Source organism: Candidatus Neomarinimicrobiota bacterium (genome assembly GCA_030743815.1).
Classification (GTDB): Bacteria; Fidelibacterota; Marinisomatia; order Marinisomatales; family S15-B10; genus UBA2146.
Genome location: JASLRT010000012.1, coordinates 1 through 13,278, shown reverse-complemented (window position 1 = coordinate 13,278; position 13,278 = coordinate 1). Strand labels below are relative to the sequence as shown.

The 13,278-nt window shown below is 49.9% G+C and carries 15 protein-coding genes; all 15 read left to right on the top strand.

Annotated elements, in window-relative coordinates:
* The first annotated feature begins 1 nt into the window (after position 1).
* Positions 2–1,183 (top strand): family 10 glycosylhydrolase, encoded by a 1,182-nt coding sequence (locus tag QF669_01050; protein ID MDP6456032.1) that lies wholly within the window; start codon positions 2–4, stop codon positions 1,181–1,183.
* Positions 1,184–1,264: 81 nt separating this feature from the next.
* Positions 1,265–2,926 carry a urocanate hydratase gene (hutU, locus tag QF669_01045; protein ID MDP6456031.1) on the top strand — a complete coding sequence of 554 codons (1,662 nt, stop codon included), beginning with the start codon at positions 1,265–1,267 and terminating at the stop codon, positions 2,924–2,926.
* Positions 2,927–3,007: 81 nt separating this feature from the next.
* Positions 3,008–4,216: an imidazolonepropionase gene (gene hutI / locus QF669_01040; protein MDP6456030.1), complete on the top strand. Its 1,209-nt coding sequence runs from the start codon at positions 3,008–3,010 to the stop codon at positions 4,214–4,216.
* Positions 4,217–4,315: 99 nt separating this feature from the next.
* Positions 4,316–4,747 carry a hypothetical protein gene (locus QF669_01035; protein MDP6456029.1) on the top strand — a complete coding sequence of 144 codons (432 nt, stop codon included), beginning with the start codon at positions 4,316–4,318 and terminating at the stop codon, positions 4,745–4,747.
* 8 nt (positions 4,748–4,755) lie between these two features.
* Positions 4,756–4,989: a DUF350 domain-containing protein gene (locus QF669_01030; GenBank protein ID MDP6456028.1), complete on the top strand. Its 234-nt coding sequence runs from the start codon at positions 4,756–4,758 to the stop codon at positions 4,987–4,989.
* A 301-nt stretch (positions 4,990–5,290) separates the two neighbouring features.
* Positions 5,291–5,851 (top strand): elongation factor P, encoded by a 561-nt coding sequence (gene efp, locus QF669_01025; protein MDP6456027.1) that lies wholly within the window; start codon positions 5,291–5,293, stop codon positions 5,849–5,851.
* A complete protein-coding gene (gene accB / locus QF669_01020; GenBank protein MDP6456026.1) occupies positions 5,832–6,320 on the top strand; it encodes an acetyl-CoA carboxylase biotin carboxyl carrier protein in 489 nt (162 codons plus the stop codon). The genes efp and accB overlap by 20 nt, the downstream gene beginning before the upstream one ends.
* A 108-nt stretch (positions 6,321–6,428) precedes the next feature.
* Complete coding sequence (accC, locus tag QF669_01015; protein ID MDP6456025.1) at positions 6,429–7,787, top strand: acetyl-CoA carboxylase biotin carboxylase subunit; 1,359 nt, start codon at positions 6,429–6,431, stop codon at positions 7,785–7,787.
* Positions 7,788–7,811: 24 nt separating this feature from the next.
* Positions 7,812–8,189 (top strand): glycine cleavage system protein GcvH, encoded by a 378-nt coding sequence (gene gcvH, locus QF669_01010; protein ID MDP6456024.1) that lies wholly within the window; start codon positions 7,812–7,814, stop codon positions 8,187–8,189.
* Positions 8,170–9,525: an aminomethyl-transferring glycine dehydrogenase subunit GcvPA gene (gene gcvPA / locus QF669_01005; GenBank protein MDP6456023.1), complete on the top strand. Its 1,356-nt coding sequence runs from the start codon at positions 8,170–8,172 to the stop codon at positions 9,523–9,525. Before gcvH ends, gcvPA begins: the two co-directional genes overlap by 20 nt.
* Entirely contained in the window at positions 9,522–10,268 is a 747-nt protein-coding gene (locus tag QF669_01000; GenBank protein ID MDP6456022.1) for a geranylgeranylglyceryl/heptaprenylglyceryl phosphate synthase, read from the top strand. The genes gcvPA and QF669_01000 overlap by 4 nt, the downstream gene beginning before the upstream one ends.
* Positions 10,269–10,847 (top strand): SIS domain-containing protein, encoded by a 579-nt coding sequence (locus QF669_00995; protein ID MDP6456021.1) that lies wholly within the window; start codon positions 10,269–10,271, stop codon positions 10,845–10,847.
* Positions 10,798–11,754, top strand: a complete 957-nt coding sequence (gene xerD, locus QF669_00990; GenBank protein ID MDP6456020.1) for a site-specific tyrosine recombinase XerD — start codon at positions 10,798–10,800, stop codon at positions 11,752–11,754. The genes QF669_00995 and xerD overlap by 50 nt, the downstream gene beginning before the upstream one ends.
* Positions 11,751–12,380 (top strand): site-2 protease family protein, encoded by a 630-nt coding sequence (locus QF669_00985; protein MDP6456019.1) that lies wholly within the window; start codon positions 11,751–11,753, stop codon positions 12,378–12,380. Before xerD ends, QF669_00985 begins: the two co-directional genes overlap by 4 nt.
* Positions 12,381–12,512: 132 nt before the next feature.
* Positions 12,513–13,278: glutamate formimidoyltransferase (gene ftcD, locus QF669_00980; GenBank protein MDP6456018.1), on the top strand; the 766-nt coding region annotated here is incomplete at its 3' end.

Below are 13,278 nucleotides of genomic sequence, written 5' to 3'. Positions count from 1 at the left end.
TATGAGAGATGTCTCCAAGGCAACCCTGAAGGTTGCCTTTTTTTGTTTTACAGGACTCCAGTTTCTCCAGACGCAGCCGTTGAGTAAGCTCGATTTCAGAGGAATCTGGGTTGTTCGAAGTTCGTTGACGTCTCAAGAGGATGTTGATAGAGCTCTTCGTTTTGCAAAGGCTCATCAGTTCAACAATGTTTTTGTTCAGATGAGAGGGAGAGGCGACGCTTTTTATAACAGCCATGTGGTGAAAAAATCTCAATTAGTGAAAGATCCCCAGTTTGATCCCCTCGAGTATGCTGTGTTGCGGGGTCACGATTTGGGCCTCAAGATTCACGCCTGGCTCAATGTTTATCTGATCTGGTCATCAGATCACCTGCCGGAAGATGAGCAGCATGTATATAACCAGTTTCCTGAATGGATCGATAAAACATCTCTCGGTAAGTCGACATCTGCTGCCAACAGCTCCAACGGCAATGGCAATACGCTACGGTTTCTTTCTCCCGCTCATCCCGGTGTCACTAACCATCTTGTGAAGGTGATAAGAGAGGTGCTGACCGAATACGAGATCGATGGTATCCATCTCGACTACATCCGTTACGGAGACAGTGATTTTGGCTATAATATTGCAGCGAGGATTGAGTTCGAGCGCCGGAGCGGTGTCGATCCCTTGAAGCTCTTCACCTCGTCTGGCTACGGCATGGACCCAGTCTGGAACGAAGAGACACGCAAACTGATGCAAGAGTGGGATCAGTTCCGGCGCGAGATGGTGACAGACTTTGTCAAGCGTTGCAGTGTTATAATTCTGAACATGAATCCTGGATGTCTTCTGACAGCCGCCGTGAAGCCGAATCCGAAACAGGCGCGGGATCGCTATTTCCAGGAATGGGATAAGTGGCTGACAGAAGGATTGGTGGATTATGTTGTACCGATGAATTATGCAAGTGATATCCGTGGATTTGCAAGTGTGATTGATGATATATATGAGGTTGTTCCGAACAAATACTGGCCCGGCATCATTATGGGTATTAGCGTTTTCAATCAGAGTTCACTCGATTCCAGAGACAAGATACACTATTCGCGAGTGACGGGGTTCCAGGGGATATCACTTTTTTCCTACGACAGTCGCAAGGATGACCTGAATTATTACCTTCCTATCGTAGAAGAGATGGTGAATGTTAAGGAAGAGTAATTCTTATGGAGTTCAAGTGAGAGTAGCTCGACATGTAATATTGATTGTATTGACGGTGCCATCTAAATTCACCTGGAAGTTATGTCTGAACCGCGCATAGTCCACGCAGCGACAGGTACTCATCTGAGCTGCAAAGGGTGGCAGCAGGAAGCTGCCTACCGGATGATCCAGAATAATCTCGATCCTGATGTTGCTGAGAAGCCGGACGAACTTATTGTCTATGGCGGAATGGGCAAGGCGGCCAGAAATTGGGACTGCTTCGACGCGATACTCGCATCGTTAAAGAATCTTGATCATGATGAGTCGCTTCTGATCCAATCGGGGAAGCCGGTTGGTATATTTAGAACTCACCCATATTCACCGCGCGTCCTGATCTCGAACTCCATGCTCGTTCCCAATTGGGCTGACTGGGAAACCTTTCGTGAACTGGACAAGTTAGGGCTCATGATGTACGGTCAGATGACGGCTGGCAGCTGGATCTATATCGGTACTCAAGGGATTCTTCAGGGTACCTACGAGACGTTTACAGCGGCGGCGAACAGACATTTCAATGACGATTTGAGGGGACGTTTGATTCTGACCGCGGGCCTTGGAGGGATGGGCGGAGCTCAACCGCTTGCGGCTACTATGAATGAAGCGGTCATGATAGCAGTTGAGATAGATCCGCTAAGAATTCAGCGCCGGGTTGAAACGGGCTACCTCGATGTTATGGTGGAATCACTCGATGGGGCACTTAACATTGCACGAAAATTCCAAGATAAGGGAAAACCCCAATCGATAGGTCTCTTAGGTAACGCAGCCGATATATTTCCTGCATTCCTGAAACAGGACGTAATCCCGGATATGGTAACGGATCAGACATCAGCCCACGACGAACTTTACGGTTATGTGCCCAATGAAATTCCATTTGACATGGTAGAAACGGTCAGAAAGAACAATCCGGACAAATATATACACCTTTCCTATCAATCGATGGTTCAGCACTGCAGGGCGATGGTGGAGATGCAGTCACGGGGGGCAGTTGTGTTTGACTACGGCAACAATCTGAGAGGGCAGGCGCTGAAAGGCGGTTATGATGATGCATTCGCCTATCCCGGATTTGTACCTGCTTATATCAGACCTCTTTTTTGCGACGGCAAGGGACCATTCCGCTGGGTGGCTTTATCGGGCGATCCAGAGGATATAGCCAGAACTGATGAGAAGGTGGTAGAACTTTTTCCTCAAGATAAGGCGCTCTGCCGCTGGATTGAGCTGGCTCATGAGAAAGTAAAATTTCAAGGTCTTCCCGCCCGGATCTGCTGGCTTGGTTACGGTGACCGGGCGAAGCTCGGGCTGGCCATGAATGAGTTAGTTGCCTCGGGCGAAGTAAAAGCTCCTATCGTCATCGGCAGGGATCATCTCGATACCGGCTCTGTCGCCTCTCCTTACCGGGAGACAGAAGGGATGAAGGACGGCAGCGACGCAATCGCAGACTGGCCTGTTTTGAATGCTCTTCTCAATGTAGCCAGCGGAGCCAGCTGGGTTTCGGTACACCACGGTGGCGGCGTTGGGATGGGGCTTGCCATTCATGCTGGTCAGGTGATCGTTGCCGACGGCACACCCGAAATGGCGGGTCGCCTTGAGAGGGTGCTGAATAATGATCCTGGCATCGGTGTAGTCCGGCATGCGGATGCAGGGTACGGGCTGGCGCGCGACAATGCCCGCAAGTGGAAGATACAGATTCCCATGCTCGAGGATCAGTGAGAAGTTATTCATATTTCCGTTGTACGGCACGTTCTACGGGAGCAAGATTATTGATAACGGTGAAAGCATTAGAATAGACGGATGAGTCTGAAAATCATCAATATCGGTCAATTAGCCACGTTCAATCCTGAGAAGGGCAAAGTAGAAAGGTCGGCAGGAGTGGAAGTTGAATGTGAGAATGGTCTTATCACTTCTGTCGGATTAGATCTCACCCCAGCTGATAAAGAGCTAGACGCGGAGGGTGCACTGGTAACGCCCGGCTTTGTCGATTGTCACACTCATCCCATTTTTGCGGCATCCCGTGCCGAAGAATTTTCGCAACGCGTAGCCGGAAAGACGTACCAAGAGATCGCTGCTGACGCCGGCGGCATCATGTCAAGTGTCCGGAGTTTTAGGGAGATGGATGAAGTCCAGCTCGTTGAGGCTGTAAAGAGGCGAATGGAGAGGTTTCTGTCTCTCGGAACGACAACGGTGGAAGCGAAGAGCGGCTACGGTCTTTCTACTGAATCGGAGCTGAAATCGCTATCTGTTCTCTCAAGCGTAGCTGAAGAAGTCGAAGTAGACATTATCCCAACTTTCCTGGGCGCCCACGATTTTCCCGAAGAGTTCAGCGATAATAAAGAGGCATACATTGATCTCATCTGCCAAGAGATGATTCCTGCCGTTGCTGAGCAGGCAGTTGCTGAGTTTTGCGACGTTTTTTGTGAGGATGGATGGTTTGATGTTTCCAGCTCGAGACGGATTTTGACGGCGGCGAGAGAGTACGGCATGAAGCTGCGCCTGCATGCTGATGAGTTCAAGGATTCCGGGGCCGCCTCGCTGGCCGCTGAGTTAAAGGTTTCATCAGCTGATCACCTGATGCATGTCTCAGAGGAAGCGATCTCAGACATGGCGCAAGCCGGTGTTGTCGCGACTCTGCTTCCCGGGACAACTTTCTTCCTCGGAAAGTCAGCATATGCTCCTGCCAGACGATTCATAAAAGCGGGAGTGGAGGTGGCTGTTGCTACAGACTATAATCCGGGCAGCTCCATGATACAGTCCATGCCGTTTGTGATGTCGCTGGCTTGTCTGTACATGGGTATGACTGTCACTGAGGCTTTCAGTAGCGCTACATACGGCGCGGCAAAATCATTGGGGAGAGAAGACGTCTTGGGTTCGATTCTTCCCGGGAAACAGGCTGATATCATTCTCTGGAATATTAACAGTCTGGAGGAAATTCCGTACTACATCGCTGATAATCGGGTGCGGTCGGTTATTAAAAAAGGTAAACTCGTCCACGGCAGTCAGTAAGCAGTGCCGATTTCCTGTCTTACAGGGAAAATTAATTGGATAAATGAGAACAAACGGATTAAATTCGCAAAGCTTAATTAGACATGGAGACATTTTAGGTTGAAACGGATATTCGCGGGCACCATTATTTTTCTGATCTTTACTTCTTCAATTTGGGCCAACACCAAGTACTTCCAGCGCGTGATAAGAACTGCTAAGAACTATAGAATAGAAACGTCTCAAGATGATATGAAAGTTATTGCAGACGCGAAGGGAAAGCAGGCTTTCTACATTACGCTGAAGAGTAATCGGAACAATTTCGAGATGGTTATGCTGGTAGGATTTATTGCAGCTGGAGAAGCCATGAAAACAGGCTTTGAGCCTGATAATGTATTTGTTACTATTGACGTTCCGCTTGGTGAAGGTTTAAGAATGGTGACGACTGCTGAAAAGAAAGATGTGAAAGAGTTACTTTCCGGAAAGATCAATTCTGCTCAGTTTGCCAGAATAATCTGGGAAACCGAGCAGTCAAATATCTCTAGCATAAGATAGGAGGGAATATGGATCCATTTGGTCTTCAATCGGTTTTAATGAGCTATCTGCGAGCTATCGGCTGGTCAGTTGTGGCAGCCCTTGGCTTCTCACTCGGCATAGGTCTCGCGATCAAGGTTTTTGACTGGATGTCTACCGACATTGATGAGTGGCAGGAAATCAAGAATGGCAACATAGGCGTGTCACTGATTTTTATTGCACTTATCCTTTCGGTCGCGGCGCTGGTTTACAAAGTTATCTGATCGGCGCAAAACATATCGGTAATCCAATTGCCGTAAGGCGGGCACTGTCCCGCCTTTTTGTTTGTTGCATCAGAATTGTACTTATCGAATAATCATTTATCCGCATGACAATACTATATTTAGGCTCCTGCCGGGCCAAGATACAGATGTTGTTTTTGGGTGCCTGGAATTGAATCTTTCAGGATCCTTTGACGGGTTCGATTGGCGTGTCTCCCGACGGAGAAGTGGGAACTAACAATTGTTTCGTCATAAGCACTATTGTAAATTGAAAAGCTGATTTACGAAAAGGATTTGTTTGCTTATGGCGACGACAGCAAATATTAGAAACGGGATGGTGATAGATCATAAAGGTCAGCGGATGAAAATCATCTCTTTTCTCCACGTCAAACCGGGAAAGGGAGGCGCATTCGTAAGAACAAAGCTTAAGAATATCATTACTGGCCAGGTGATCGATACCACGTTTCGGGCAGGTGAAAAAATCAAGCCACTGCGGCTCGATTCGAAAGAGATGCAATACCTTTACAACGAAGGAGAATCGGCCATCTTTATGGATCTTGAGTCCTTTGAGCAGATTAACGTCTCTCATGGTATGATGATTGACGAACTGCCGTTCATGAAAGAGGGAATGAGCTTGGCAATTGATTCAATTGACGATGAGATTATTGGAGTTAAAACGCCGGTTTTCGTGGAGTTGGCAGTAAAAAAATCTGATCCCGGTGTGAGGGGTAACACAGCTACGGGAGGTACAAAACCTGTTGAACTAGAAACGGGACACATTGCCACGGTCCCTCTGTTTGTGGATGAAGGGGATGTACTTAAAATCGATACGCGAACTGGAGAATATGTGGAACGTGTTAAATAGTATGTGGCAGGATAAACTGCAGAGGATCATCGAGATGCTCGAGGCCTCGGATGTTAATGAGATAGAAGTCAATTTCTGGGGACGGAAGTTCCGGGTATCCAAAGGTGCTGATGCTTTTGCCGATTCGGCTTCAGTGACTCAACCCTCTACGGTGACGGTGGAGAATACTGTACCAGAGACTGAGCCTACTCAAGAAGTGTCACCGGAGGCCGGGAAAGAAGAATCGGGAGGTGTAGAGATAACGGCGCCAATGGTGGGGACGTTCTATGCAGCCTCTTCACCGGAGTCGCCACCATTCGTAAATGTGGGCGATCATGTCAGCGCTGGACAGATACTTTGTATCATTGAGGCTATGAAGATAATGAATGAAATCGAGTCCGATATCACCGGTCGGATCGACAGGGTTCTTGTGCAGAATGCTAAGCCGGTGGAGTACGGTCAGCCTATCTTCATCATAACTCCCGACTAGTTGTCTCATCCTCTGAGTTCCTACACCCGTTCTTCGACGAGATAATCGTTGGCGTAATTTATACCGATGGAGCTGTCCATTATCAGCTGAATTGACTGCCGATCAGAGATGAACAAGATTCTTATCGCCAACCGGGGAGAAATTGCGCTGAGAGCTGTCAGAGCGTGCCATGAACTGGGCATTCCTACGGTGGCAGTCTATTCGACGGCTGATGAGCTTTCCCTTCATGTCCGGTTTGCTGACGAAGCAGTATGTATAGGTCCCCCGCAGAGTCAGGAAAGTTATCTCAATATACCGCAGATCATCAGCGCCGCCGAGGTCACCGGCAGCGATGCAATTCATCCCGGTTACGGTTTCCTTGCTGAAAACCCCGAGTTTGCCCAGATCTGCAGTGACAACGGTTTTATATTCATAGGTCCGAGTGCTGAGGTCATTCAGTCAATGGGAGATAAGGCGTCCGCCAAAGCGACCATGAAAAAGGCCGGTGTCCCCGTCATTCCGGGTAGTGATGGTGTGTTGGTAGACGTGGGTGCTGCCGGGATAGCGGCCGATGAAATTGGCTATCCCGTTATACTGAAAGCGTCGGCGGGGGGCGGCGGCAAAGGGATGAGAATCGTACATAGTGGAGAAGAACTGGAAAAAGCATTCACCATGGCTAACGCAGAAGCTGAAAAAGCGTTCAACAACGGTGCACTCTATCTCGAAAAATATATAGAGGGGCCGCGTCATATTGAATTTCAAATTTTCGGTGATCAGCACGGAAACATTATTCATTTTGGAGAGCGTGAATGTTCCATTCAACGCAGACATCAGAAACTTGTTGAGGAATCTCCTTCGCCAGTCATCGATGATGATCTAAGAAAAATGATGGGAGAAATGGCCGTCCGAGGAGCAAAATTGATTGATTATGTAGGTGCGGGTACCGTGGAATTCCTGTTTGATGACGCCACCAGAGAGTTCTATTTTATGGAGATGAATACGCGTATTCAGGTGGAGCACCCAGTAACCGAAATGGTGATCGGGAAGGATTTGCTTAAGATGCAGATCAAGGTTGCCGCCGGAGATGAAATCCCGGCTTATCTCGCTTCGGTCAAGCCTCGCGGCCACGCGCTGGAATGTCGTATCAACGCCGAAGATCCCGCGAACAACTTTGCCCCGTCACCAAAGCGGGTGGATAGTTTTCATGCGCCGGGCGGAAATGGTGTCCGTATGGATACTCACGTATATGCCGGTTATCAGATTTCGCCTTACTACGATTCACTCATTGCCAAGCTTATTGTGCACGGCGATGACCGCTCTACAGCCATCAATCGTATGCAGCGGGCGCTGGAAGAGACAATCATCGAGGGTCCGCATACGACTATTCCGTACCATCAGGCTATCATGAGGGATAAGAGATTTCGTGACGGAGCGATTGATACCAGTTTTATCGAATCGTTCGACTATAGCCCGGAAGAAGGATACTGAAGTCTGACACAAAGAGGAGATTTAATGAACACACCTGCCGATCTTCACTACGTTGATACACATGAATGGCTCTCTATCGATGTGCTGACGGCAACCGTAGGCATCACTGACTATGCCCAAAGAGAGCTGGGAGATATTATATTTGTGGAACTTCCAGAGATAGGAACAGAAGTTAAGATAGGTGAACCGTTTGCTGTTATCGAGGCTGTCAAAACGGTTACCGATCTCTTTGTCCCTGTTTCAGGAACTGTTGCTGAAATAAACGGTTCTCTCGAAGACAGCCCCGAGAAGATAAATGAAGATCCTTACGGAGAAGGCTGGATTGTCAGGATTGAGATGTCGGATCCATCAGAGGGAAAATCGTTACTTAGTGCGGATGACTATGGGAAGCTCATCAGCTGAATCGAATCAATTTGTTCCGTTCACGCCGGAGATCGAGCAGGAGATGCTCGATGCGATGGGGCTCAGCTCTTTTGAAGAGCTGCTGGAGACCATTCCTGTCGAATTACGCGTAAAAGGTGATCTTTCACTCCCGTCGCGGATGTCTGAAATGGAAGCCACCGAAAATATGAGGACGCTTGCCGGGAGGAACACTTCCGTTAGCGATACGCTTTCTTTCCTCGGCGGCGGATCTTATGATCATTTTGTCCCCGCGGCAGTTCCCTACCTGGCGTCACGCTCGGAATTTGCTACTTCTTATACACCATACCAGGCGGAGGTGAGCCAGGGTACCCTGCAGGTCATCTACGAATTTCAGACAATGATCTGTGAGATCACGGGAATGGATATAGCCAATGCATCGCTTTATGATGGTGCATCGGCTGTTGCGGAAGCTTGCCTCCTGGCCGGAAGAGTCAACGGTAAGACGAAAGTATTGCTGTCCGAGGGACTTTATGCCAGCTACCGTAATGTAGTGGAAACCTATCTTGAATACTCGCCTCTTGAGGTAGTGATCATGCCCGCCAGCGATGGCCTCACTGATCTGGAATGGCTTCGCGGTCGTCTTGATGAAGAAGTCTCATCTGTTGTCATACAGTCGCCTAACCGGTTTGGACTGATCGAGATGTGGAAAGATGTTGGACAACTTTGTGATGATTCTCAGGCGCTCTTCGTGGCGGTGGGCGATCCTCTTTCTTTTGGGATGTTTGCACCTCCGGGTGAATGTATGGCCGACGTGTACGCGGGAGAGGGGCAAGTCTTAGGTTCACCCGTTTCCATGGGAGGGCCTTATCTCGGTCTGTTTGCCGTACGGCAGGAGCATCTGAGGAAAGTTCCTGGCAGGCTTGTGGCCGTCGCGAAAGACGTAGATAGTAAAAGCGGATTTGTCCTCGCCCTCCAAACACGGGAACAGCACATCCGCCGTGAGAAGGCCACCTCAAATATCTGTACGAATCAGGGACTTGTAGCCCTCAGCGCCACAATCTATCTTGCTCTCCTCGGCAGGGAAGGATTCAAGGCGGCGGCAGATCTCTGTTTCCAGAAGAGCCACTATGCCGCAAACGAAATAGAGAAACTGTCCGGCTTTTCGATCCCGTTCGGCGAACGCTTCTTTAAAGAATTTGTTGTAAAATGCCCCGTTCCGTCGCAAACTATCCTCGATGAAGGGTTAAAGACTAAGATGCAGGCGGGAACAGTACTTGAGGATGATCCGCAATTCCTGAGAGTCGCCATTACTGAAAAACATACCACAGAAGCTATTGACACATTTGTCTCGTTCCTAAGGAGATTTGAACAGTGAGTTCCGTACTCGAATACCTGATGAATGTCCGTGACGAAAAGGGTGCTGGTTATCTGGTGCTCATCGATCCGGATCGAAAGAACGACGGCATAGTGGAAAGACTTGTCCAGTCGGTCAATGAATCGGAGGTGGATGCCATTCTAGCGGGGGGGAGTCTATTTATGGATGGCAAGTTTCATGAGCGTGTCGCCCTGATCAAAGAAATTTCCCAGGTGCCCGTGATTCTGTTCCCGGGCGCTGTTAATCAGCTGGGCCCTCATTTTGATGCTGTCCTTTTTATGTCGATTATCAGCGGACGAAATCCCACTTATCTCATTGGCGAACAGGTCATCGGGGCTCCCATCGTAAGGGACTTGGGGCTTGAAGCTATCGCCACCGGATATATGCTTTTCGATGGTGGCGGAAAATCTACGGTCGAATTCCTGAGCAATACACAGCCACTGCCGATGGAACGCTCAGATCTTGCCGTCGCTCACGGGTTGGCAGCCCAGTATCTCGGCATGAAGTTGCTCTATCTGGAGGCTGGCAGCGGCGCCGTCCGGAGTATCCCCGAGAAGATAATCAGTGCGCTCTCCAGTGAAGTGGAATTGCCCATCATTGTGGGTGGTGGTATCAAGTCACCCGAGGAAGCAGCAGGAAAGGTTGAAGCAGGTGCTAGTTTCGTTGTAACAGGCACGGTTACAGAGACCGATGATCATAAGGCGCTCATGCAATCTTTTGCTGATGCGGTTCATGGTAAGTAGATGGACTCAAGATTAGGTCAGATAAGGAATCAACTGGCGGAAGTGGCCGACGTCAAGCAGAGTATGGTGGACAGTTGTTCGGAAGGGATACTGGAAGCGGCAGATCTGATTATTGATGCCATCAGGAACGGCAACAAGGTACTCTGGTGCGGCAATGGCGGTAGCGCCGCTCAAGCCCAACACCTGTCGACAGAACTGCTAGGCGGTCTGAGGCGCCACGATCTCGCACCGCTGCCGTCCGTTTCTCTCACGACCGACAGTTCTCTACTGACAGCGTGGTCGAACGATGTAGGGTTTGATACGCTCTTTGAGCGGCAAATCAAGGGACTTGGTAGTGCGGGCGATGTTCTGATAGGGCTCTCTACCAGCGGCAATTCAGAAAATGTGGTTAAAGGTGTGGATACGGCTGAAGAAAAGGGGTTGCGTGTAATCGTGTTGACCGGTCGTGACGGCGGCAAACTGGCAGGCAGGGGCGACGTCTGTATTCGCGTACCTTCAGATGACACACAGCGTATTCAGGAAGGACATCTTGCGGCAGGTCATATCTTCTGCGAGCTGGTGGAACTGTCCTTCGTATGAATGGGGGCCGGCCACGGAGACGTACCAGTCTGATTTTCTCAGGTTACTGCGAGTGGAACGGAGCCTCTCGCCCAACACCCTTGAAGCTTACGAGCACGATCTGACGCGCTATCTTACGTTCATAGAGAGGGACAAACATCTGGACAGCATCAATGACATCCGCCCCGGACATATTCGCGAATATATCCGAACTTTAAGCGATCTTCAACTGATGGCGACAAGTGTGCGGCGGAATTTCTCCGTGGTGCGGTCTTATCATTCATTTCTGGTGGATGAAGAGTATGCTACTCTCAATCCTGCCGAACTTCTCACAGCGCCGAAGATTCCCCAGAAGCTCCCGGTTATCTTGAGCGTGGAGGAGGTGGACGCCATCCTTGAAGTGATCGACTCGTCAACCGCATCTGGTTTGCGAGACAGGGCGATGATTGAGATGCTGTATTCAGCGGGGCTCAGAGTGACGGAACTCGTCCAGTTGGAGCTCATCAGTTTGTTCGAGAACAAAGGGTGGATTAGAGTTCTCGGCAAGGGGTCGAAAGAGCGGATTGTACCGCTGGGAAAGCAGGCGGCAAATTGGATAGAGAAGTATCTCAACGAAGGGCGACCCACCCTCCTGAAAAAGGGGAAACGGAGCGACACTCTCTTTCTTAATTACCGCGGCGATCCAATCTCTAGAAAAGGCGTCTGGATGCTGTTACGCAAATATGTGACAGGGGCAGGAATCGATAAGCGAGTAAGTCCTCACACGCTTCGTCATTCATTTGCCACTCATCTTCTTGAGGGGGGAGCTGACCTGAGGGTTGTCCAGGAGATGCTGGGTCATGCCGATATCAGCACTACCCAGATTTATACTCACTTGGACAGGACGTATCTAAAGGAAGTTCATAAAACTTATCACCCCAGAGCATGAGCGAAATCCTGCTTCTTGCACCACCGATTCTTCTGGCACTCACCTGCCACGAATATGCTCACGGTTGGATGGCTATGAAACTTGGCGATCCCACGGCAAAGATGCATGGGCGACTGACGCTCAACCCCATTTCGCACCTCGATCCCATCGGGACGCTGATGCTCTTTCTCGTTCATTTCGGCTGGGCAAAACCGGTGCCGGTGGATCCTCGCTATTTCAGTGATCCGAAACGTGATATGCTATGGGTCGCGATTGCCGGTCCAGCTGCAAACATGATTCTTGCTTTCGCGTCCGGAGTTCTACTGACCAGTTTTCTTGGATCGGGCTTTCTTGCCTTTGAGGGGGGAGCCTTCGTGGGCAATATGTTGATCTATAGCTTACAGATTAACCTGGCGCTGGCGATCTTCAATCTGCTTCCCATTCCGCCCTTGGATGGATCGAAAGTGTTGCGAGGTGTTCTACCGTATCAGTATGAGCATATGGCGGACCGGTTCGAATATTACGGGCCTTACGCCCTCATGGGGATAATCCTGTTTGGATTTCTCACCGGAGTCTCAATATTCTGGATGTTCATCGGCCCCTTTGTGAGATTTTTTTCAGCTCTGTTTACTTTCGGACTGATGTAATGACGGCTGCGATCCATTTTCGACGCGTCATCGAAAGAAAAAAACCGTCAAGGTCTATATGGTGGCTTCTAGTAGTCTTCGGTCTGGTGGCAATTGTGTTCTACTACTTAACATTGGGAGCAAAGTGATCTAATGGAAAAGATCGTCGAGTGTGTACCCAATTTCAGTGAAGGCCGGGACGAGTCGATCCTGGAGGCGATTAGCCGCTCCGTCGAATCGGTTTCGGAGGTAGTTCTGCTGGACGTTGATCCCGGTGAAGCGACGAATCGGACGGTCGTTACTTTTGTCGGATCGCCGGCGGGTGTGAAGGAAGCGGCGTTTAATGCCATCGCCACGGCGGCTGACCTGATAGATATGCGCAACCATTCGGGCGCCCACGCGCGCATGGGCGCCACCGACGTCTGTCCTTTTGTCCCCGTACGCGGTGTGAGCATGGATGACTGTGTTGAGATCGCCAAGTCAGTGGGGGAACGTGTTGGCAAAGAATTAGGCATCCCTGTCTATCTGTATGAGCATGCGGCATCCAGACCTGAGAGGCGCAATCTGGCCAGTGTCCGCCAGGGTGAATACGAGGGATTGACGGCAAAGTTTAAGGACTCAGACTGGGTGCCGGATTTCGGCGAGGCGAAGTTCAACGCCAGGAGTGGTGCTACAGCAGTGGGAGCCAGGGAGTTTCTAATTGCGTACAATGTCAATCTGAACACGAAGGACAGGCATGTTGCCACCGATATTGCCCTCGATATTCGTGAGGCGGGGCGGGCAAAGCGAGACAAGGAAGGCAAGATCGTGCGCGATGAAGAGGGAAAGGCGATTAAGGTACCCGGTCTGCTTCAGTCGTGCAAGGCGGTCGGCTGGGTAATTGATGAGTACCAGAAGGCGCAGGTTTCCATCAACCTGA

What these genes read in the sequence shown, in the direction of transcription:
- QF669_01050 (MDP6456032.1), top strand. Translation starts at nt 2, where the DNA reads ATGAGAGATGTCTCCAAGGCAACCCTGAAGGTTGCCTTTTTTTGTTTT.
- hutU (MDP6456031.1), top strand. Translation starts at nt 1,265, where the DNA reads ATGTCTGAACCGCGCATAGTCCACGCAGCGACAGGTACTCATCTGAGC.
- hutI (MDP6456030.1), top strand. Translation starts at nt 3,008, where the DNA reads ATGAGTCTGAAAATCATCAATATCGGTCAATTAGCCACGTTCAATCCT.
- QF669_01030 (MDP6456028.1), top strand. Translation starts at nt 4,756, where the DNA reads ATGGATCCATTTGGTCTTCAATCGGTTTTAATGAGCTATCTGCGAGCT.
- efp (MDP6456027.1), top strand. Translation starts at nt 5,291, where the DNA reads ATGGCGACGACAGCAAATATTAGAAACGGGATGGTGATAGATCATAAA.
- accB (MDP6456026.1), top strand. Translation starts at nt 5,832, where the DNA reads ATGTGGAACGTGTTAAATAGTATGTGGCAGGATAAACTGCAGAGGATC.
- accC (MDP6456025.1), top strand. Translation starts at nt 6,429, where the DNA reads ATGAACAAGATTCTTATCGCCAACCGGGGAGAAATTGCGCTGAGAGCT.
- gcvH (MDP6456024.1), top strand. Translation starts at nt 7,812, where the DNA reads ATGAACACACCTGCCGATCTTCACTACGTTGATACACATGAATGGCTC.
- gcvPA (MDP6456023.1), top strand. Translation starts at nt 8,170, where the DNA reads ATGGGAAGCTCATCAGCTGAATCGAATCAATTTGTTCCGTTCACGCCG.
- QF669_00995 (MDP6456021.1), top strand. Translation starts at nt 10,269, where the DNA reads ATGGACTCAAGATTAGGTCAGATAAGGAATCAACTGGCGGAAGTGGCC.
- QF669_00985 (MDP6456019.1), top strand. Translation starts at nt 11,751, where the DNA reads ATGAGCGAAATCCTGCTTCTTGCACCACCGATTCTTCTGGCACTCACC.